General features: G+C 53.5%; 19 protein-coding genes. 8 read left to right on the top strand and 11 right to left on the bottom strand.

Going from position 1 to position 22,152, the window contains the following annotated elements; all coding sequences use genetic code 11:
* Positions 1–64: 64 nt before the first annotated feature.
* On the bottom strand, positions 65–484 hold the full coding sequence (locus tag EYY67_RS02410; protein WP_095921929.1) for a hypothetical protein: 420 nt from the start codon (positions 482–484) through the stop codon (positions 65–67).
* A gap of 283 nt (positions 485–767) precedes the next feature.
* On the opposite strand from EYY67_RS02410, the gene rstA reads away from it, so the two are divergent.
* The 6 genes from rstA to EYY67_RS02385 all read left to right on the top strand — a co-directional run bounded on the left by rstA (position 768) and on the right by EYY67_RS02385 (position 6,683).
* The gene (gene rstA / locus EYY67_RS02405) at positions 768–1,499 is read left to right on the top strand and encodes a two-component system response regulator RstA (RefSeq protein WP_095921928.1); all 732 of its coding nucleotides are present in this window, start codon (positions 768–770) and stop codon (positions 1,497–1,499) included.
* Entirely contained in the window at positions 1,496–2,839 is a 1,344-nt protein-coding gene (rstB, locus tag EYY67_RS02400) for a two-component system sensor histidine kinase RstB (RefSeq protein ID WP_095921927.1), read from the top strand. The genes rstA and rstB overlap by 4 nt, the downstream gene beginning before the upstream one ends.
* On the top strand, positions 2,823–4,304 hold the full coding sequence (locus tag EYY67_RS02395) for a carboxypeptidase M32 (RefSeq protein ID WP_119827110.1): 1,482 nt from the start codon (positions 2,823–2,825) through the stop codon (positions 4,302–4,304). The genes rstB and EYY67_RS02395 overlap by 17 nt, the downstream gene beginning before the upstream one ends.
* 730 nt (positions 4,305–5,034) lie before the next feature.
* Positions 5,035–5,463, top strand: coding sequence for an acid resistance repetitive basic protein Asr (gene asr, locus EYY67_RS02390; protein ID WP_095921925.1), 429 nt, complete (start codon positions 5,035–5,037; stop codon positions 5,461–5,463).
* 101 nt (positions 5,464–5,564) lie between these two features.
* Positions 5,565–5,663, top strand: coding sequence for a small membrane protein YdgU (ydgU, locus tag EYY67_RS24970; protein ID WP_456300342.1), 99 nt, complete (start codon positions 5,565–5,567; stop codon positions 5,661–5,663).
* 138 nt (positions 5,664–5,801) lie between these two features.
* A complete protein-coding gene (locus tag EYY67_RS02385) occupies positions 5,802–6,683 on the top strand; it encodes a trypsin-like serine peptidase (protein WP_095921924.1) in 882 nt (293 codons plus the stop codon).
* 76 nt (positions 6,684–6,759) lie between these two features.
* Here EYY67_RS02385 and hrpA read toward each other — a convergent pair whose 3' ends face one another.
* A complete protein-coding gene (hrpA, locus tag EYY67_RS02380; RefSeq protein WP_131692734.1) occupies positions 6,760–10,635 on the bottom strand; it encodes an ATP-dependent RNA helicase HrpA in 3,876 nt (1,291 codons plus the stop codon).
* A gap of 302 nt (positions 10,636–10,937) precedes the next feature.
* Here hrpA and EYY67_RS02375 point away from each other — a divergent pair, with 302 nt between their 5' ends.
* Entirely contained in the window at positions 10,938–11,555 is a 618-nt protein-coding gene (locus tag EYY67_RS02375; RefSeq protein WP_095921922.1) for an FMN-dependent NADH-azoreductase, read from the top strand.
* A 108-nt stretch (positions 11,556–11,663) separates the two neighbouring features.
* Here the strand turns inward: EYY67_RS02375 and EYY67_RS02370 are convergent, their stop codons facing one another.
* From EYY67_RS02370 to EYY67_RS02345, 6 genes are all read right to left on the bottom strand, one after another.
* A complete protein-coding gene (locus tag EYY67_RS02370) occupies positions 11,664–12,731 on the bottom strand; it encodes a hypothetical protein (protein ID WP_095921921.1) in 1,068 nt (355 codons plus the stop codon).
* A gap of 9 nt (positions 12,732–12,740) precedes the next feature.
* A complete protein-coding gene (locus EYY67_RS02365; protein WP_095921920.1) occupies positions 12,741–13,955 on the bottom strand; it encodes a DUF2235 domain-containing protein in 1,215 nt (404 codons plus the stop codon).
* Between the two features lie 59 nt (positions 13,956–14,014).
* A complete protein-coding gene (locus EYY67_RS02360) occupies positions 14,015–14,542 on the bottom strand; it encodes a hypothetical protein (protein WP_095921919.1) in 528 nt (175 codons plus the stop codon).
* A 356-nt stretch (positions 14,543–14,898) separates the two neighbouring features.
* Entirely contained in the window at positions 14,899–15,252 is a 354-nt protein-coding gene (locus EYY67_RS02355; protein WP_207391068.1) for a YdbL family probable chaperone protein, read from the bottom strand.
* Between the two features lie 8 nt (positions 15,253–15,260).
* Positions 15,261–15,455, bottom strand: coding sequence for a YnbE family lipoprotein (locus EYY67_RS02350; RefSeq protein ID WP_095921918.1), 195 nt, complete (start codon positions 15,453–15,455; stop codon positions 15,261–15,263).
* On the bottom strand, positions 15,452–18,178 hold the full coding sequence (locus tag EYY67_RS02345; protein ID WP_131692733.1) for a YdbH family protein: 2,727 nt from the start codon (positions 18,176–18,178) through the stop codon (positions 15,452–15,454). The genes EYY67_RS02350 and EYY67_RS02345 overlap by 4 nt, the downstream gene beginning before the upstream one ends.
* Before the next feature lie 242 nt (positions 18,179–18,420).
* Here EYY67_RS02345 and EYY67_RS02340 point away from each other — a divergent pair, with 242 nt between their 5' ends.
* Complete coding sequence (locus EYY67_RS02340; RefSeq protein ID WP_095921916.1) at positions 18,421–19,407, top strand: 2-hydroxyacid dehydrogenase; 987 nt, start codon at positions 18,421–18,423, stop codon at positions 19,405–19,407.
* 63 nt (positions 19,408–19,470) lie between these two features.
* Here EYY67_RS02340 and EYY67_RS02335 read toward each other — a convergent pair whose 3' ends face one another.
* Genes EYY67_RS02335 through EYY67_RS02325 form a run of 3 tightly spaced genes read right to left on the bottom strand, consistent with a single transcriptional unit; the run spans position 19,471 to position 22,144 of the window.
* Positions 19,471–20,400 carry a metallophosphoesterase gene (locus tag EYY67_RS02335; RefSeq protein ID WP_095921915.1) on the bottom strand — a complete coding sequence of 310 codons (930 nt, stop codon included), beginning with the start codon at positions 20,398–20,400 and terminating at the stop codon, positions 19,471–19,473.
* A 20-nt stretch (positions 20,401–20,420) separates the two neighbouring features.
* Entirely contained in the window at positions 20,421–21,236 is an 816-nt protein-coding gene (locus EYY67_RS02330) for a carbohydrate ABC transporter permease (RefSeq protein WP_131692732.1), read from the bottom strand.
* Positions 21,233–22,144: a carbohydrate ABC transporter permease gene (locus tag EYY67_RS02325; protein ID WP_095921913.1), complete on the bottom strand. Its 912-nt coding sequence runs from the start codon at positions 22,142–22,144 to the stop codon at positions 21,233–21,235. The genes EYY67_RS02330 and EYY67_RS02325 overlap by 4 nt, the downstream gene beginning before the upstream one ends.
* Between the last annotated feature and the right edge of the window lie 8 nt (positions 22,145–22,152).

The raw sequence follows: 22,152 nt of genomic DNA, 5'->3' as shown, positions 1-22,152 counted from the left end.
CAGAAATAGCAAAAATGAGAAAGGCCGCGAAAGCGGCCTTTATTTTGAATGCATCACACAGACATCAATGCTGAGAAGGCATCTGCATAATCTGCACTAACAGATGATCATTATTCTGGCTTAATTGCACCAGATGTTTGCATTCCACTTTAATAGCGGTCAGCTGTTCTTCGGTCAGCGAGTACGGCAGGTTGATATCAATGCAGTACATATTTTGCTGCTCGGCCAGCTCAATCAGGCGGACAATATTGGTCTCGTCGCTGACCTGCGTGGAAACCACCTGTAAGGCCAGTGCGCGCAAGGCTTCCTGCTTAGAGTTGTCTTTTTTCGAACGGGATTTCAGAACCATGCCAAAGAACGGCATCACGCCATAAATGGCGTCAACAAAACTCCATTTCTTTTTGCAGGATGCGGACAAATATTCCATGTAGTCAAAGGATGCTTTCTGACTGCGCGCATCGGGTACCAGGCGGTTTTCATTCATCCCCTCTTCCTCTTCCTGGTCAGGGCCAATCAATTAGTAAATCAATCTATAACGCCGAAGATATTCACCTATATAATGGCATAATTCACTGACACTTTGCCAGTGAGTTACCGTGCTTTCCGTAACGGAAACTGACAATGGCAACATTTCAGAATTTGACCAAAGTATTTCCCGTTTATGGAAAATATCTCGCAAAACTGACATGTTCTATTACGCTCGCGCGATAGCGTCACCCTGCGTGTCACGCTATGCTAATCACCGGATTTCTTACAGCAGCAAGCCAATGAATAAAATCGTTTTTGTAGAAGATGATGCAGAAGTCGGCAACCTGATTGCCGCCTATCTGGGTAAACATGATATTGATGTGCTGGTTGAACCGCGCGGCGATACCGCGCAGGCGCGCATTGAGAAAGAAAAACCCGACCTGGTTCTGCTGGATATCATGTTACCGGGCAAAGACGGCATGACGCTGTGCCGCGATTTACGCCCGATTTTCCCCGGCCCGATTGTGCTGCTGACTTCGCTCGACAGCGACATGAACCACATTCTGTCGCTGGAAATGGGCGCCAGTGATTACATTCTGAAAACCACCCCGCCAGCGGTGCTGCTGGCCCGACTGCGTCTGCACTTGCGCCAGAATCCGGCGCAGGGCGCGCAAAATGAACAACCAGTTCAGACGCTGAAAAGCGGTAACGCCCTGCACTTCGGCCAGTTATGTATCGACCCGGTTAACCGCGAAGTGACGCTGGTGGATGAAACCATTGTTCTCTCCACCTCCGACTTTGATTTGCTGTGGGAACTGGCCACCCACGCCGGGCGCATTATGGATCGCGAAGCCTTGCTGAAGAATCTGCGTGGCGTCAGTTACGACGGGCTGGATCGCAGCATCGACGTGGCAATCTCGCGCCTGCGCCGTAAACTTTACGACAACACGCTCGAACCTTTCCGTATCAAGACCGTGCGCAACAAAGGCTATCTGTTCGCCCCTAACGCCTGGGAGTCACTGCACGAATGAGAAAACTTTTCGTCCAGTTCTTTCTGTTACTGCTGGTCTGTTTTCTGGTGATGGCGATGCTGGTCGGGCTGGTGTACAAAGTCACCGCAGAACGCACCGGCCGTCAGTCCATGAACGATCTGATGAAAAGTTCGCTCTATCTGATGCGCAGCGAGCTGCGGGAAATCCCGATCAAAGACTGGAACAAGACCATCAATACGCTGGATCTGAATCTGTCTTTCAAACTGCATATCGAACCGCTCGGTAAACGCAAACTGAGTCCCGCGCTGGATCAGCGTCTTAAAGACGGCGAAATTATTGCTCTGGATAACGAGTACACCTTTATTCAGCGGGTGCCGCGCAGCCATTACGTGCTGGTGGTCGGCCCGATCCCGTATCTGTTTTATATGCACGAAATGCGGCTGCTGGATCTGGGCCTGCTGATCTTCATCGGGCTGTCCCTCGCCCTGCCGGTTTTCCTGTGGATGCGTCCGCACTGGCAGGATTTGCTGCGGCTGGAGAATTCCGCGCTGCGCCTCGGTAACGGCCATCTCGACGAACGTATCGATTTTGACTCAACGTCCAGCCTGAACCGGCTGGGCGTGGCCTTTAACCAGATGGCCGATAACATCAGCACACTGGTCGCCAGCAAAAAGTTGCTGATTGACGGCATCGCCCATGAACTGCGCACGCCGCTGGTGCGTCTGCGTTACCGTCTGGCGATCAGCGAAAACCTGCCGGAGTCGGAACAAAACGCCATCAACCGCGATATCGGTCAGCTTGAAGCGCTGATCGACGAACTGCTGACCTACGCCCGGCTGGACCGCCCGCAGGTGGCGCTGAATCTGGAAAAAGTCAATCTGGCCGACTGGCTGGAAGATAAAGTTGACGATTTCCGTCTGATCACCGAACGCACCCTTCTTTACGACGCGCCGAAACACAGCGATTTCGGCGGTGTGGACTTACGTCTGATGGAGCGCGTGCTGGATAACCTGGTCAATAACGGCCTGCGCTATTCGCAGGAAACCCTGCGCGTCAGCCTGTGGCTTGACGGCGAACTGGCCTGTCTGCAGGTGGAAGACGACGGGCCGGGTATTCCGCCGGAAGAACGCCAGCGTATTTTTGAACCTTTCGTCCGCCTTGACCCGAGCCGAGACCGCGCCACCGGCGGCTGCGGGCTGGGGCTGGCGATCGTACATTCCATTGCCGTCGCGTATCAGGGACGCGTCGCCGTGGACAGCAGCCCGCTCGGCGGGGCAAGTATCCGTTTCAGCTGGCCGGTAAAACCGACATTTAATCTGGCTGCAGAACAGCCTCATCAAGAAAATCAGGAAGGGAGCCACAATGACCATCGCATATAAAAAATTACATGACACCTTCGCCCGCTTATCCCGCTTCGGCCATTTATCGGCCATTGCAGGCTGGGATGCGGCGGCCATGATGCCACCGGAAGGCGGGCAGGCCCGCTCGGAAGCGCTGGCGGAACTGAGCGTGCTGACTCATCAGATCCTCACCGCGAAACAGGTCGGTGAATGGCTGGAGCAGGCGGGCGGCGAGCAACTCAATGACGTGGAGCAGGCGAACCTGCGTGAGATGCGCCGTCACTACCAGCAGGCTGCCCTGTTGCCGGAAAGTCTGGTGCAGGCAAAATCACTGGCGGGCGCACGTTGCGAGCAAGCGTGGCGTATTCAGCGTAAATCCAACGACTGGGAAGGTTTCTCGGATAACCTGAAAGAGGTGGTGAAACTGAGCCGTCAGGAAGCCCGGTTGCGCGCCGAAGCCGCCGGGATCAGCCGTTACGATGCCCTGCTGGATTTATACGAGCCGGGCATGACCTCGCAAAAACTCGACGTGTTGTTTGGTGACCTGAAAACCTGGCTGCCGGACCTGTTACAAACCGTGGTCGATAAGCAAAAATCAGAAACCCGCATCGCGCCGCAAGGCCCATTTGACATCGAAAAACAGCGCCAGCTTGGCCTGAAAGTGATGGGCCGTCTGGGCTTTAATTTCGACGCTGGTCGTCTGGATGTCAGCGCCCATCCGTTCTGCGGCGGTGTTCCGCAGGATGTGCGCATCACCACCCGTTACAACGAAGAGGAATTCCTCAGCGCCATGATGGGGGTGATCCACGAAACCGGTCATGCACGCTATGAGCAAAACCTGCCAAAAGAATGGCTCGGCCAGCCGGTGTCCAACGCCCGTTCCATGGGTGTACACGAATCGCAAAGCCTGCTGTTTGAAATGCAACTGGGTTGCAGCGAGCCGTTCCTGAAGTCGGTGTATCCGCTGGTTATCGAGCAGTTCGGTCATCGCGAAGGACTGGACGAAAGCAACTTTATGAAGCTGAACCAGCGCGTCCAGCCGGGCTTTATCCGCGTTGACGCCGATGAACTGAGCTATCCGGCGCACGTCATTCTGCGTTACGAAATCGAAAAAGCCCTGATGGAAGGCGAGATTGAAGTCGACGACATTCCTGCGTTGTGGAACAGTAAAATGAAGGAATATCTGGGCATCGACACCGTCGGTAACTACCGCGACGGCTGCATGCAGGACATTCACTGGACCGACGGCGGCTTCGGTTATTTCCCGACCTACACCCTCGGCGCGATGTATGCCGCACAGTTATTCCAGACCGCCAACAAAGCCATCCCGACCTTGCAGGATGACATCGTCCGCGGCGACCTGACCGCGCTGTTCCAGTGGTTGCAGCAAAACATCTGGCAGCACGGCAGCCGGTTCACGACGGATCAGCTGATGAAAAACGCCACCGGCGAGACACTCAATCCGGCGTTCTTCCGGGCGCATCTGGAAGGGCGATACTTGTAGGGAATAGCCTTAAGGTCAAGACCGCGGGTTGCCACCCACACCGGCCTCAAGAGGCGCCTATCGCCGCGCCTCTTAAGAATCTCCGGCTCTTTCACTGCGCGCTACCGCTGAAGGCTATGTTTCAGAAAGTCATGTGATAGCCGCAAAATCCCGCCGCTGCGCGGTACCCTCCCATCGGGTTACAACCCGCGCAAAATACCGCGCGGTTTTCCACCTCTCGTCCGGCGTGATTTTGGAACCGGCCTTAAGTTTCTACTGCGCAACCTTACTGATTTTGTCTTTTAAAAAAAGCCTGAGGCGATTCAGAAATCTTGCTGAACGGAGCGGCTTCGAGACCTGTGGCTCGAAGACCGAGAGAAGGCACCGCGCAGCGGCAAGATTTCCAGCCTGTCACTGTGGTATCTGAAACATAGTGTCCAGCGATAGCGCGCAGTTAAAAAAGCGCGGAGTCCAGAGGCCCGCGCGTTACCGGGTCTCTGGTCGGTGTGGGCCGACGCCCACGGTTTTGAAGTTGAAGTTGAAGTTGAAGTTGAAGTTAAAGCTGAAGCTGAAAGACGCCCCCCCAAATCACCCGTAATCCCCTGATTTTATTACCCTCCCCTCCTTTGTACATTCCGTTACACGCCGAAACCAATCACTCACGGACAACCTGATCTAACGCGCCTAGTATTCTCCATACCGGCCCCGCAGTGGGGTGGACACATAAACTAAGATTCTTGAGGAATTAAACATGAAAAAAGTATTAGCTCTGGTTGTAGCCGCTGCAATGGGCCTGTCTTCTGTCGCGTTCGCTGCTGAAACTACCGCTACTCCGGCACCTGCCGCTGCTGCAACAACTGCTGCTCCGGCACCTGCTGCCAAGCACGTGACTAAGCACAAGACTCACAAGAAAGTCGCTCAGAAAGCGCAAGCGGCTAAGAAACACAAAAAACACGCTAAGAAAGCAGCACCTGTTGCTCAGAAAGCGCAAGCAGCTAAAAAACACGTAAAACACGCTAAGAAAGCGGCTCCGGTTGCTCAGAAAGCGCAGGCTGCTAAAAAACACGTGAAACACGCTAAAAAAGCCGCTCCGGTTGCTCAGAAAGCGCAGGCTGCTAAAAAACACGTGAAACATGCTAAGAAAGCTGCACCGGCTGCGAAAGCAACACCAGCAGCATAAGAAGTAAACAAGACGTCTTTGTGAGCGTATCTACTCACCATTATCAAGACTGATGATTTGACACCCGGTTCGCCGGGTGTTTTTTTCTCCGGTTCTCTATCTTGAGGTACAGATGGAAGATGCTGCGCCGCTACCTGTTCGAAATCACCCTGTGTTCCCTGATCCTCTGCGGTCTGATCACCCTGTTCTTCTACTTCTGAATGTCCTGCGATGACGCCCGTCATCGGCTCAATAGATTGAGTTATCAGACAAATATATCCAACACGAAAGATAACCGACTATAATCATTCCACAATAACGGGTTTTCGGGTTCTCCCTGTTTTCAAGGTCAGAATGTTATGCGCATCGCGTTACCGCTATTTTTGTGCTTTTTCTGTTTTACCGTCAGTCCACTTGTTCATGCAGATTCCCCGGATGATGCAGATACCGACGCACCTTCCATCAGCGTAAAAGAAAAAACGGCCCTCTTTTTTGGTCATGATCAGCGCACGCCGGTCGCGGCAACGTCCCGCTGGCCGTGGCAGGCTATTGGTCAGATTGAAACGGAAAGCGGCAATTTATGCACCGCCACCCTGATTTCCAAACATCTGGCCCTTACCGCAGGCCATTGTGTGCTGGCGCCGCCGGGCAACATAGACAAAGTCATCGCCCTGCGTTTTATTTCTCATCATCAGAAATGGCGCTATCAGATCACCGCGTTACAAACGCTGGTTGACCCAAAACTCGGGAAAAAACTGAAAGCCGATGGCGATGGCTGGATCGTGCCGCCAAAAGCCGCACCCTTCGATTTTGCGCTGATCCGCCTTACCGACGAAAAACTGGCGTTACCTATCAGGCCGTTACCGTTATGGGAAGGATCACGTGATGATCTGACTGCGGTACTGAAACAGGAAGGCCGAAAAGTGACACAGGCGGGTTATCCGGAAGATCATCTTGATGATTTGTATGTGCATCAGGATTGTCTGGTAACCGGCTGGGCGCAACCCGGCGTGTTATCCCACCGCTGCGATACGCTGCCTGGTGACAGCGGTTCCCCGCTGCTGCTGAAAAACGCCGACGGCTGGTCTCTGGTGGCCATTCAGAGTTCCGCACCTGCCGCGCAGGACCGGTATCTGGCCGATAACCGCGCACTGGCCGTTCCGGCCATCCGCGACGCCCTGAATACCCTGTCTTCCGGCGTGATCAGCGCCAGCGGCCCGGTGACGGCGCCCGCTCAGTAACCCACAGAATCACCGTTAGCGAGCAAAAAAAAAACCGCCTTAGCGTATAAGGCGGTTTTGTCGTGTTGAGAACCGGTTAAACCAGCTGTTCCATAGTCTGCAAAATACGTTTATCCGATATCGGATACGGCGTGCCCAGTTGCTGAGCGAAGTAGCTGACGCGCAGTTCTTCAATCATCCAGCGGACTTCCTTCACGTCCTCGCTTTGCTGACGCACCGGCGGCAGTTTGTTCAGCCACTGCTGCCATTGCTGCTGGATGTTTTCCACTTTCAACATCTGCGCACGATCGCGGTGCGGATCCATGGCCAGTTTGTCCATCCGGCGTTCAATCGCCTGCAAATAGCGCAGCGTATCCGGCAGACGTTTCCAGCCATTTTGCGTCACGAACCCCCGATAAATCAGGCCGGACATCTGCGCTTTGATATCAGAAAGCGCCAGCGCCATGGTGATATCAATCCGCCCTTTCAGCCGCTTGTTGATGCTGAAGACAGTCGTCAGGATCTGCTCCACCTGAATGGCGATTTGCACCACCGTATCATTCAGATTGGCGCGCACATGCTCATGCAGTCTGGCGAAATCTTCTTCACGCCACACCAGCCCGCCGGATTCAGCGATCAGTTTGTCAATGCCACAGGAGATGCAGTCGTCGATCAGATCCAGCACTTTGCCATACGGGTTGAAGTACAGCCCCAGCTTGGCTTTGTTCGGTAACTTCTCGTGCAGATATTTGACCGGCGACGGGATATTGAGCAACAGCAGACGTCGCATCCCGCTGAGCATTGCCTGTTGCTGTTCGAGTTCGCTGTCGAACAGACGGATTGCCACACTGTCTTTCTCATCGACAATCGCCGGATAGGCTTTCACTTCGTAGCCACCGCGCTTTTGCTCATAACGTTCCGGCAAGGTGCCAAAACTCCAGACATGCAGGTTGCGCTGTTCGATGCCGTCATCCGCGACGGCGGAAAGCGTCTGCTGCACCTGCTCTTTCAGGCCGGATTTCAGTGCGTTCAGATCTTTGCCTTCCCGCAGCGTTTTGTTTTTATCGTCAACGATGCGGAATGTCATTTTGAGATGATCCGGCACCTGTTCCAGCTGCCAGTCGTCACGTGACACCGTCACGCCACTCATCTTGCGCAGCTCTTTTTCCATGGCATCCAGCAGCGGCATCTCAAACGGTTTGATGCGGCCCAGCAAGGCATCGGCGTAATTCGGTGCAGGCACAAAATTACGACGTACCGGCTTAGGCAAGGATTTAATCAGCGCCATGATCAGCTCGCGGCGGATCCCCGGGATCTGCCAGTCAAAGCCCTCTTCGCTCACCTGATTGAGCAGCGGCAGCGGAATATGCACGGTCACGCCGTCAGCATCCGTCCCCGGTTCAAACTGGTACGTCACGCGCAGTTTGAGATTGCCCTGATGCCAGAAATTCGGGTAATCATGGGCGCTGATATTGCCCGCGCCCTCTTTGATCAGCATGCTTTTTTCAAAGTTCAGGCTGTCCTGCGGCTGCGTTTTCCACCAGGTATCAAAGTGCCGTGCCGACACCACTTCCTGCCCGATACGCTGTTCGTAGAACAGGAACAGGGTTTCATCATCGACCAGAATGTCGCGGCGACGGGATTTATGTTCCAGCTCTTCCACTTCGGTACGCAGACGCAGGTTAGCGCGGAAGAACGCATGGCGCGTTTGCCAGTCGCCTTCCACCAGCGCATGGCGGATGAACAGCTCGCGTGAGACGACCGGATCAATCGTGCCGTAATTCACCCGACGCGCGGCCACGATCGGCAGGCCATACAACGTGACCTTTTCCGTCGCCATCACCGCACCCTGTGCTTTTTCCCAGTGCGGCTCGCTGTAACTGCTTTTCGCCAGATGCTTCGCCAGCGGCTCGATCCATTCCGGTTCGATACGCGCGGCAATACGCCCCCACAAACGGCTGGTTTCCACCAGTTCGGCGACCATCACCCATTTTGGCGGTTTTTTAAATAACCCGGAGCCAGGGAAGACGGCAAAACGCGCATTACGCGCCCCGGTATATTCCTGTTTATCCGCATCTTTCTGGCCGATATGCGACAGTAAACCGGTCAGCAGCGCGCAGTGAACCTCACGGTACTCCGCCGGGACGCTGTTCACCGGCAGCCCCAGTTCTTTCACTACCTGACGGAGCTGGGTGTAAATATCCTGCCACTCGCGAACGCGCAGATAGTTGAGGAAATCACTGCGGCACAGCTTGCGGAACTGTGCGGAAGACAGCTCTTTCTGCTGCACTTTCAGGTGATCCCAAAGGTTCACAAATGCCAGAAAATCAGAATCCTTGTCGGCAAAACGACGATGTTTCTCATCGGACGCCTGCTGTTTGTCCATCGGTCGTTCACGCGGATCCTGAATCGACAGCGCGGCGGTGATGATCATCACTTCCCGCACACAGCCGTTTTTCTGCGCTTCCAGCACCATGCGTGCCAGACGCGGATCCACCGGCAACTGCGCCAGCTGGCGGCCAAGCGGTGTCAGCGTATAACGGCCATCGACGGCATTATTGATGGCGTTCAGTTCTTCGAGCAGACGCACGCCGTCCTGAATGTTGCGTTTATCCGGCGCTTCCACAAACGGGAATGCGGCGATATCGCCCAGCCCCAGCGAGGTCATTTGCAGAATGACGGACGCCAGGTTGGTGCGCAGAATTTCAGGGTCGGTAAATTCCGGGCGAGACAGGAAATCCTGTTCCGAATACAGACGGATACAGATGCCCTCGGACACACGTCCGCAACGCCCTTTACGCTGGTTGGCCGACGCCTGAGACACCGGCTCGATCGGCAGGCGCTGCACTTTGGTGCGGAAGCTGTAACGGCTGATACGCGCGGTGCCGGGGTCAATCACGTATTTAATGCCCGGCACGGTCAGCGAGGTTTCGGCGACGTTGGTCGCCAGCACGATACGACGGCCGGAATGCGACTGGAATACGCGGTTCTGTTCGCTGTTCGACAGGCGCGCATACAACGGCAAAATCTCGGTATGCGGCAAATCCAGACGGTTCAGCGCATCCGCGGTATCACGAATTTCACGTTCCCCGCTCATGAAGATCAGGATGTCGCCCATGCTTTCGCGACCCAGTTCATCGACGGCGTCGAAAATCGCCTGCAACTGGTCACGATCCACATCGTCGGCGTCATCGACAATCGGGCGATAGCGCACGTCAACCGGATACGTCCGGCCGGAGACTTCAATGACCGGCGCATTATTGAAATGGCGCGAGAAACGCTGCGGGTCAATCGTCGCCGAGGTGATGATGACTTTCAGATCCGGGCGTTTCGGCAATAGCTGGCGCAGATAACCGAGAATAAAGTCGATGTTCAGACTGCGTTCATGCGCTTCATCGATGATCAGCGTGTCGTACTGCATCAGCATGCGGTCCTGCTGGATTTCCGCCAGCAGAATACCGTCGGTCATCAGCTTGACCAGCGTGTTTTCACTGACCTGATCGTTAAAACGGACTTTATAACCGACAGTGTTGCCGAGCGTGGTATCCAGCTCATCGGCGATACGGTTAGCGACGGTACGCGCCGCCAGACGTCGCGGCTGGGTATGACCAATCACGCCTTTGATCCCGCGTCCGAGTTCCATACAGATTTTCGGGATCTGCGTGGTTTTACCGGAGCCGGTTTCGCCCGCCACAATCACCACCTGGTGATCGCGGATAGCGTTATAAATGTCGTCTTTCTTCTGGCTGACCGGCAGGTTTTCCGGATAGCTGATTTTTGGCCGCGAGGCTTCACGGGCACTGACTTTCTTCAGGCTCTCGGTGATAGCAGTCTGGATTTCGGCACTTAACGCGTCGAGTGCGTCGGGTTTATCCAACTTTCTGGCACCCTGCAAACGACGTTGCAGGCGTTGCCGGTCACGTAGCATCAGCCCGTCTAACTGCGCTGATAATGCCGCGAGCGGTGATTTCACGATCGGAATTCCTTGTTGCATGTCAGCCGGAGAGCAAATCATCTGCGCCAGCTGAATCTGAATGGGGGATGAGGAAGGTTCACGCCTTGCCTGCTTGTGTCTATGTTAACACAAGGTATTGAAGATGCTGAAAACGGGTGATTTTGCGACCGGATTTCAAGTTGTTCAAAAAAATCGATGATAGGTCTCTAAATATTGCGCTATCACTGCATAAGCTTTCTGAATAAAGTAAGTTCCATTCGGGGAACGTTCTGGTTATAAAAACCAACACCCTATGTACCACACAATTAAGGAACTCACTCATGAGCAAAGTACTCGTCCTGAAATCAAGCATTCTGGCTAACTTCTCTCAGTCTAACCAACTGGCCGATTACCTGGTTGCAGAGTATCAGTCTGCCAACAGCGGCTCTACCGTGACCGTTCGCGACCTGGCTGCGGATCCGATCCCTGTCCTTGACGGCGAACTGGTTGGCGCACTGCGTCCATCCGATGCTCCGCTGACTCCACGTCAGGAAGAAGCACTGGCGCTGTCCAACACCCTGATTGAAGAACTGCAGGCGCATGACGTGATCGTCATCGCTGCACCTATGTACAACTTCAACATCCCGACTCAGCTGAAAAACTATTTCGATCTGGTAGCACGTGCTGGCGTGACCTTCAAATACACCGAGAAAGGCCCTGAAGGTCTGGTGAAAGGCAAACGCGTTATCGTTCTGACCAGCCGCGGTGGCATCCATAAAGACACCCCGAGCGATCTGGTTGCCCCATACCTGTCTCTGTTCCTGGGCTTCCTGGGCATGAGCGACGTAGAATTCGTTTACGCGGAAGGTATTGCGTACGGTCCTGAAGTGGCGACCAAAGCACAGACTGATGCGAAAGCAGCCATCGATGCGGCCATCAAAGAACTGGCTGCGGCATAATGACCCTCATCACAATCTGAGCACCCATTCACTTAAGAATCTGTCCGTTCCGCTCAGATGATGTTGTGATAACGCTATTGCGCGCTGAAAAGCGCGCTTTTTTTTGTCTTATGAAGGCCGGTTAGTTTTCACCTCTTTATGAGTGTCCGGTTTTTTCAACAGGCTACCTGCGGTCACCTCTGTTTTCATCCGGTCTAAAACATCCGGGACCAGCCTCTCTGAAAAACCACAAATGACAGAGAAGAAGATAACTTTTGCGACGTCCAGCGGGCCTGCCAGCCTGTCCGAATGAAATAACCCGCTTCCTTCACTGCAAATAGATTTCAGAGCACAAGGAGGGACAGGTTTATCAAACTGAGGTAAGAACTCCACGCCCATAATATTGAGATGCCCCCCCGCAGAAATAATATTCAGAAAGAGGAAAAGAACAAAAGGAGACGTTGCCCCCAATATCACTGAAAGATATATCCCCCACATTCCCTGCTGCAGTTTCAGCAAAAAACTCTCCCGATCTATTCCATCGGCACTGATAATGGCCATATTTTGAAACCGCCTGACAGTACTCACCACTGCACCAAAATAACCCGCACTTGCCATACCCATAATCAGTGAGACACTCTGATAAAAACTATTAGCCGACTTTTCAGCTGCAGAGAAAAAGGCATAATATAGCAGACTTAAACATATCAATATAATCAATAAGGTACAAAGATCTCTCTTCACCTTTCCGATGAAGCGTTCCTTCTCAATAAGAAAATAATAATATTCATGGATCCATCCACATACACAAAGCAATTTACTTCTCTTACTTTTCTCTTTCGTTAGTCGGGATGCATTGTTTCTGTCAAACTTTCCTGGCCCGGCATGGCGGCCTACATATTCATCAAGGTATCGGAGATTATTTTTTGATTCCTCAGGTAAAATTCTTGCATATCTGCACCGCTCTTCACGATAGAGAACATCTAACTGCTCTTCCGTGCACATTTCGATCAAGTCTTTTTCTGCATAACAGAGATCATTAAGACTGGGACTTTCGAAAAATACTTTATTTTTGATCATCTCCAACTTTGACTTTTTGTCTGTCGGGATATCTGAAACCTCAAGAGTTTTAATTAATTGTATTATTTTGAACCTAAAGTGATCGATGATGATATTATTGGCAAGGAATACATACATAATCTACCCCTACACTTGTTTGTCATCGGCAATACGAAAATGGCCCGGGATATTCCACGGACTTTCTAATAACGCCCTCAGGGAAGATGGTTGATAGAGTTGCTTGATCCAGTTTCCATTTTCCGGCGAACAGACTGGCATCGGTGACTCACTCCCCAAGCGGTGAACTGCGGAACGATGAATAGCAATACCTTCGTAAGTCGGAGATATGAGTCCACGTGGCGCATTTTTGTAGATACCTTTATAACCCCATTCACAATGGATTTGTCCCCGGAAATCAGCAGAATATTGTTTAACCTTGACGTTTAGACCTAAGTGGATCAATTCATTTCTCATCCAAATATAGGCGCAGTCAGAAAGTCCGTTCCCCTGATTTAATGCCGCATAGCCTCCGCCGACATCCGCATGAACCCCGGAAAAAAGAGCCTGGAAAACCCCTTCTCTGAGATCCCAGAACACCGGTGTAAAATCTATGCGTTCTTCATCTATCGCAATGGCCTGACGCCCGTATTTTACACCTTTACTCAGCGCGGTATCCGTGAAGCGGAAGAGATCTAAACGCCGGTCATGGTCATATTGAGGGATACCTAACGCACCGACTGTCTCCCACACACCAATCGCCTCGATCTCAACGCCGGTGATCATTTTTTGCGCTTCGACTTCATTACTGAAAAAAGCTGGGAGATCCCTGAGCTTTTTCTGTAACCAACTTTGGTCTTTTCCGGAGCCCTCCCGGTATGTTTTCCATACCGTGCATCCCAGACGATAGCCTTCGTCACGGTCGGATAAATCATATTTGCTGGCATCAAGTAGCCCTGAAGTCGTGATCAACCCCGCCAGAGCTCTCACTGTATAAGCACCGCGGCTGAATCCGACAAGAAAAATTTTATCCCCCGGCACATAATTACGGCTGATAAAGGTATAGCCGCGAACAATACGTTCTACAATCCCAAGCCCTAAAGCACCACCCAGTAATTTATTGAGAAAATTCTCTGAATCACCTACGCCATGAATATATTTAGCAACTTGCGTAATCACCCCTGTAGCATCACGGGTGGTTTTTTCCTGTTCATCTTTAAGTTTTAAAGAAACGGTATCCAGTTCACCACGAATATCCAGGAACAATTTATATACGTTAGTAATATCTGTAAGGCCGTCATTATTATCATCTTGCATGGGTCCGTTCCATGTTCCATCTGCACAAAATATTATATTTTTGCTCATGTATACCTCTGTTGTTTTGTAAGGTAAGTCATTCAGACACAGTGATATGAAGGTGCTTACTATTCGTTGAGGAGTCTGATGTAATTTTTGACTAATCCCGGTGAACGTTCTTTCTCCCAGACACCGTCTTTTGAAGCAATACCCTGCTTACTTTTATGATGCGTATTTCCTTCAATAGTCTTAATCAGGTTTGAAACTTTGTTTTGGTCTTCAATAACTAATCCGATATGGGAAAATTCATAGACAACAAAATCCCCGGCTTTAGCGGGTTTGGTTGCCGAAATGATTTGAATAGCAGGTTTGGATACAGCCCATTTATCCCAACCGAATGCACTGGCGTCACGACAACGCCATTTCTCAGCCTGTGAAAATGTCCCGATCCCAAAAGCATTTCGCACGCTTTCATCTTCAAGCCATTGACGCATTATCCAGCTGGTGAATGCGGCGCACCACGGCCAGGCTCCCGGGGCAAGCCAGCTCGCCCCCTGGTAATCGACAATTCGGCTGCCGGTATTATCAGCACCATCTTCAGTCACACCGACTTCTTTCTTTGCAATATCAATTAATTTGTTCAGGTAGTCACTCATCTTTGCCTCGCTGAATAAAATGTATTACCAGGCTTACCCTCCGGTAAGGAGAATTAATTATCTGTAGAAAAAAGCAAGGTTAACACTAAGGAGAATGGATGGCTTTTATAGGTCACTCATACTTTTGGGTTATATGTTTTTTAATTCTCTGACCCTCACAATAACAAATAGCACACAGAGTCACTATTTTCGGATTGTACAAAAATAAAAATTTTAAACGAGCAAGAGATCTGAATGAAAGACTTTATCCTTTTTCAGGCATTAACTTTAGCGTTTAATATACTTCTCTGATTATTCATTACCTGGCAATTTATAAACCAGATAATGAATTCAGTGATACGACTCAGGTGAATGTTTTACTTCTGCAACCACTTACCATTTATGCCGCGGACGTATTCGCCCTTCCCGGCTCTGGCGACCAGCTTTTGTCCGGCGAGTTTTGCCACATCGTCGGTGCTGACGTTATTGTCCTGCGCCACCTGTTCGTACTGCTGTTTGCGCCCTCCGTTAATTTTTGTCGCCAGCGCGACACTGTCGGCGTCTTGTTTCAGCGGTGCCAGATAGCCGGACAAGGTTTCGCCCACGCGCCCTTGCTGCTTGGCTTCATTGAGCGTTAACGCGAAAGCCTGACTGCAAAACAGCACACCACCGGCCAGCAGCATCAGGCTGATTCTTTTTATGCTGATAGTGTTGAAAAACATCCCGGACATACGCGCTCCTAGAATAAATCGCTCTGATTTTTCAGCAGATTTTCCACGTCTTTATCCACTTTGATATGGATCTCGTGCTCAATTTTCACGTTCATATTGATGGTGATCGGCTCTTTCGGCGCGGCCAGTTCGATACGCGGCACGCAGCCACTGAGCATCATCACACCAAGCGCCACGCACGGGCCGGCAAGTCGCAGTTTCATTGTTCCTTCCTCACTGTTGGATCCTTTTTCTGCCCGGATGTCGCGGGGGTTTTTGACAGCGCATCAGCAGGCAAAGACATCTGCTGTTGCAGCCATTCCTGAAGATTGTCGCCAAAGCGCAAGCTGCGCCACAGCTGGTAGATATTTTCCTCATGGGAATAATTGAGGGCGATTTCACGTTTAACTTTGTCGCCGCCGTGCGTGGTGTCGGTGTAGTTCACCCCGTCCACTTTGGCATTCATGGTCAGCACACCGAGATTATCCAGGCTCACCAGTGCATCCGAACGGCTGATTTCCAGATAACGCAGCAGGCCAATCACCATGTTGTTGGCAAAATTGCCGCTGGCCATGGCATCCGCAAATTGCGGATCCAGACGCAGCGTCAGGCCACCGTCATTTTTGATCCAGCCGTTATGGATGATCCATTGCGGGTTTTCCACGTACAGCGGCAGTTCACCGTAGACGACGCCGGACATCGCCAGTTGTTTCGGTTTCAGCGCCGTGAAGAGTTCGCTGAGGTTGATCTTGTCGAACTTCAGCACCGCCGCGTCGTGCTGCGGCATCCGCAGCGCGGAAAGGCTCAGGTGCCCGCGCAACATATCCACGCCCAGATTACTCAGCGTCAGCGGTGTCTTCTCGCTCCACGGATAATGCCCCTGTAAATCCGCCGTCACGTTCTGCATTTTGACCAGATTGTTCACTTCACCAATGCGCAGTGTGACCGGTTTTTTCACCCCGAGCTGCCAGACCTGATCCTGCAAGCGATACGGCAGACTGAAATCCAGCCCGCTCAGATCGCCGTCTTTCATCCAGAAACCGCCGTTTTTCACCACCCAGTGACCACCGGCCACGAAGCCCTGTTCGCGTGCTGCCGAAAATGCCGACTGCGCGTAGAAGGATCCTTCACGTAATTTGATGTTCAGATCCGGCGTCAGCAGCGTCTGGAATGCGGTGAGTTGTTGTTTCGGCCACCAGCCTTCACCGCGCAGACGTTCGCCGTCCCAGCGGCCATTGAGCCGGATCGGGCCAATCGGTTTGGCATCGAGCATACCGCGCATATTGAAGCTGTCGGGACTGATGCCCTTCAGTTGTAAGGCCAGCGTGGCGGGCGGCAGATAACCGCCGTTGGCGAGAGCGATTTTTTTCGCCACCAGCCGGATGTCGCCCTTAAATTCGGTCGGCTGTTCCGGGTACTGCTTTTTGAAGCGTGACGCGGGCGGACGCAACCACGCCAGCGGATGTTCCAGCGTCAGGCGTGGCGCATCAACATCCACCAGCCCGTAATGCAGCCGGTCGAATCCGGTCGAGAGCGAATTAAGGGTGATGAGATTATCGTGCCACTGGCCTTTACCGGACATGTCCCAGCGACCGTTCAGCGGCGGCAGATGGCCGTTGCCCCAGTAATTGAAATTCCACAGCCCGACGTCCGGCCAGAAGGCCAGCGATTTACCGCTCAGATGCAGGTCAAACGCGCCCCAGAAACGGTGACGGGCTTTGAGGATCGCCTGCAACGGCCCGCTGACACCTTCTGCCGAGACCCTGACACCCGCCAGCGGCCAGCGCGCATCCGTGATGGTCAGTTCAGGTGTCGGTTTGCCCCACGCCCGCAACAGCGATCCGCTGCGCAGTGAAAGGGTCGGATTGAGCACTGAACCGCTCAGTTGCCCCGGCAGTGACGCACTCAGGGAAGTGGCCTGTAAATTGGCCTGTCCGGTCAGACGGAAACCTAAATCGCTGTCGAGCAGGCCGATACGCCCCGGCCCCAGCGTCAGCACCACATTGGCCTTGCCGTTATGCCCCTGCGTCAGCACGTTCAGCCGCGCCGTGATGCTGGTCTGATCAAACGCAGGCGACCAGTCGCTGAGCGTCAGGTTGATGCCACCGGCCAGCGGCTGTGTGGCATAAGGCCAGCGCCACTGACCCTGGCTAATCTGTAATTCGTTGTTGTTGAGTTTCCACGGCAGCGTGGCAAGCGGCTGTTCGCTGCCCTTCTCCGTCAGGGTTATCACACCTTCCGTCGCCTGCCAGCTGAGCGTGATGTCCAGAGGTTGCGGCACCTGAGCGGTTTGTATTTCCGCGTGCAGTTCACCGGATTCCGGCAGCATATCGAGCGTCGCGGGCAACAACAGTTTGCCGCTCAGGGTCACCGGCTGTGTGCTGCCCGGTGGCGTCAGGCTGAACGAATGAATCGCCAGCAGACGGTTGCTGTCGAGCACCGCGTCGAGTGTCAGGGATTCACCGTTGAGGGAAAGATGCTGCTGACCGCCGGCATTACTGATCACCAGTTTACCGGCGTAACGCTGCCACGGCGTGACGGAAAGATGATCGATACTGACCGCACCGGCAGGCAGCCTGTGCTGAATATCCGCGAGGGAAAGCGTGGACTGGCTGTCACTTTTCGGCAACTGAGCCAGACAGGCGGTATCGACATTCAGGGCATCGAGTTTCAGCGACCATTGCCCGGAAACCTTGCTGAGGCGGGCATTGCGCGCCGTGGCGAGGGTGCAGTCACCCGCCAGATAGCGCACACCCGGCAGTTGCAACACACCGTGCGACCAGTGTGGCGACCCCGTCAGCACCAGTTGCGTACCGGCAGGCAACCAGTGGCTGGCGACCGGCGGTAACCAGCGCGGCACGGTTTTCCATAACACCCACAACAGCAGCGCAATAATCACCACTATACTCAGGAGTATCTGCGCGCTTTTCTTCAGTCCGTTCCTCATGACGTGCCTTGTCTTATGCTTCACCAAAGTGTCTAACCGCCCGCAAGATATCATAATTAGCGTAACAACTGATGACGGGATTGCCAGAGCCTCCCGCCCAAATAGCACAGGAAAAATTGTCTGGCTTCCTGCGCTCTGCTAGTTTGTGTGCATATTGCGAATTGTTTCTGAAACTGTTTAATCCTTATAAAACAGGCGGAAGCCGTTTCGCCAGAGATTCAAACTCACTGCGGAGAAACACCATGAAAGTGGCTGTCTACAGTACTAAAAATTACGACCGGAAATATCTGGAACTGGTCAACGAGCATTATGGCTATGAACTGGAATTTTTCGATTTTCTGCTGACCCCGCAGACGGCGAAAACGGCGGTGGGAGCAGATGCTGTCTGCCTTTTCGTCAATGACGATGGTGGCCGTGAAGTGTTGCAGGAACTGGCCTCACTCGGCATTAAAACGCTGGCGCTGCGCTGTGCGGGCTTTAACAACGTCGATCTGGACGCCGCAAAAGAGCTGGGGATTTCCGTGGTGCGCGTACCGGCGTATTCGCCGGAAGCCGTGGCGGAACATGCCGTGGGCATGATGATGTGTCTTAACCGTCACATTCATCGCGCTTATCAACGCACCCGTGAAGCTAACTTCTCACTGGAAGGTCTGATCGGTTTTAATATGTATCAGCGCACCGCAGGCATTATCGGTACCGGTAAAATCGGCGTGGCGGCCATGCGTATCCTGAAAGGTTTCGGTATGCGTATTCTGGCGTTTGATCCGTATCCAAGCCCGCTGGCGCTGGAACTCGGTGCGGAATATGTCGATCTGGATACGCTGTATGCAGAGTCCGACGTGATTTCTTTGCACTGCCCGCTGACGCCGGAAAACCACCATCTGCTCAACGCCGAAGCGTTTTCCAAAATGAAAGACGGCGTGATGATTGTGAACACCAGCCGTGGCGCCCTGCTGGATGCCACCGCCGCGATTGATGCGCTGAAAAAGCAAAAAATCGGTGCGCTGGGTATGGATGTTTATGAGAACGAACGCGATTTATTCTTTGAGGATAACTCTAACGAAGTGATCCTGGATGACGTATTCCGCCGCCTGTCATCCTGCCACAACGTGCTGTTCACCGGCCATCAGGCGTTCCTGACCAGTGACGCGCTGACCAGCATTTCAGAAACCACGCTGATGAATATTGATCAGCTGGCGAAAGGCGTCGCCTGCCCGAATATGCTCTGACCTGCTGATCCGCACAGGCTTTCAAGGCTCACTCCGGTGAGCCTTTTTACGTTCTGCAACCGCTCAGCGGCTCAGCACCCGGCTGATTTCGGTGCCATAGCCGGTGAGGGTCAGCACATCATCGGCCAGCGTGACGGAGGAAAACGGCAGGCTGCTTTCGCCGTCCACCATGCCTTTCAGGGTAATGAAATCGGTATCCCCGACACGGTCGTAACCGCCACGGTGATCGTGACCGGCAAAATAAGCCCGCACGCGATAGCGGCACAACAACTCCACCAGCGTTTCACAGTTCCACAGATTATGGCTGTTGACCGGCGTCAGCGGGTAATGGCCGAACACCAGCACGATCTCGCGCTGCGCACGGGCTTCCCGCAGCTGTTTCTCCAGCCATTTCAGCTGCACCGGCCCGACCGCGCCGTTCCACGGCTGCGCCTGCGGTTGCTGGCATTCATTCAGTTCATCCAGCATATATTCTGCCATCTGCCGGTCATCCCCATTGGCATGATTGCAATACAGGCTGATGTCGTTGCCGTCGATCACCAGAAAACGGTAGCCCGGCAGGCTGAATGCGTAATAACTTTTCGGTAAACCCAGCGCCGGTGTCTGTGATGCCAGATGCCGGGTAATCACCTCCGCATCGTGATTGCCGATCACTGCCGCATGCGGATGACGCAAGGCCGCGTAGCGCGATAACACCGGATCAAAACTGCCCCAGTCGCGATCGACCAGATCGCCCAGCGTAACCACAAAATCCAGCTTTGAATCATTCAGCTCAGTAATGGCCGTCGCCAGCTTATTCAGGCTGTTGCGGTAATGGCGCTCTTTCTGGCTGTCCGCATCGGCGTATTGCGGATCGGCAATCAGCCCGAAGCGTAAACGCGCACCGTTCACCAGCGCATCATGCATTTCCGGTGGCTGATATAACGCGCTCACATTGCCGAGCGCCTGTGCCTGTTCGTCAGACAATAAGAGGGATGGCGAGATCACGGTCATAACGTTCTCCTGTCAGGATTTTATCGGATACCTGCCCGCATAAAGGACTGGACAAACTGGCGCTGAAAGATCAGGAACAGCACCAGCAACGGCATCACCGTCATCAGGGTCGCCGCGCTGATCAGCGCCCACTGCACGCCCTGCTCCGGCGCGGAAAACAGTTGCAGCCCGACGGTGACCGGCCGCACGGTCACCGAATCGGTGATCACCAGCGGCCAGAGAAAATCGTTCCAGTGGAAGCTGACGGACACCAGTGCGAACGCGACATACACCGGTTTCGCCAGCGGAATATAAATTTTGCCCAGCATATACAGGCGGCTGGCACCTTCCACAATGGCGGCTTCCTCCAGCACCAGCGGAATACTTTTGAAGGTCTGACGCAGCAGAAAAATGGCAAACGCTGAGGCGAAATACGGCAGCGCGATGCCGGTCAGCGTGTCGCGTAATCCCAGCGCGCCGATGGTTTTGTAATTATTCAGGATCAGCACATCGGGGCTGATCATCAGTTGCAGCAGGATCAGCGCGAAGATCAATCCTGCGCCTTTCAGTTTGAACCGCACCAGCGCATAAGCGGCCAGCGTCGCCAGGATCAGCTGGCAGACCACAATCATCAGCACCAGCAGGGTCGTGTTGAGGAAATAGCGGGCAAAGGGTGCCGCCTGCCAGGCATTGATAAAGTTCTGCACGGTCAGCGGTGCAAACAGCGAAAAACTGCCCTGCGCCGACGCCGGGTGGACAGCGATCCAGACCGCCACCAGCACCGGTAACAACCACAGCACCGCCGCCAGCCAGATGGCGAGATCCAGGGACAGACGGCGGTAAGAAAAGGGTTTCACTGATAGTGCGTCCTTTTGTCCAGCAGGTTGAATTTGATCAGCGCGATGGCCGCGAGGATCACCAGCAGCACCACGGTCATCGCCGACGCCGCCGGTAAATCCCAGTAACTGAATGCCGTGCGGTAGATGTAAAACAGCAGCAAGCTGGTGCTGTTGTTCGGGCCGCCGTTGGTCATGGCAATCACCTGATCGACAATCCTGAAGGCGTTCATCGAGGCATTAATCAGCACGAACAAGGTCGTCGGCATCAGTAACGGCCACTGCACGCGCCGGAAGAAATAGCGGCGCGACGCCCCTTCGATGTCTGCCGCTTCGGCCAGTCGCGGATCAATTTGCTGCAATGCGGCAAGATAGAAAATCATGAAGAATCCGGCTTCGCGCCACACCGATACCGCCATCAGGCTGTAAAGCGCCGTACCCGGTTCGCCGAGCCAGTTGACGGCTGGCAGCGAAAACAGCGCCAGCATTTTATTAAGCAAACCCAACTGCGGGGTATAGAAAAACAACCACAGATTGGCAATCGCCACCATCGGCAGCAGTGAAGGGATAAAGAACGCCGCGCGGGTCAGTGCGTTGCCGCGCAGACGGCGGTTCACTGCCAGCGCCATCAGTAAAGCCAGAGCCACCGACAGCGGAATGGTGATCAGGGCGTACAGCAGATTGTTGCGTAACGACAACATAAACACGTCGTCATCCAGCAGCGCCCGGTAATTATCCAGCCCGACAAACTGAGCCGCATGGCCGCTGCGGGCGGCGCTGAACAGGCTTTCCCACACCGTGGCCAGCGCCGGATAGTGGGTAAACAGCAGCAGAAAACTCAGCGCAGGCAGCAGCAACAGATAGCCGTAAAGCTGTAAAGACAACCCGCGTGTGCGGGTGGCCGGAAGGACTGCGTGAAGTGTGCTCATGCCCTTCC

It is taken from the genome of Rahnella victoriana (genome assembly GCF_004330295.1).
GTDB lineage: Bacteria > Pseudomonadota > Gammaproteobacteria > Enterobacterales > Enterobacteriaceae > Rahnella > Rahnella victoriana.
Note: the sequence above shows the minus strand (reverse complement) of the source record. Positions and strands in the feature narration are given on the sequence as shown.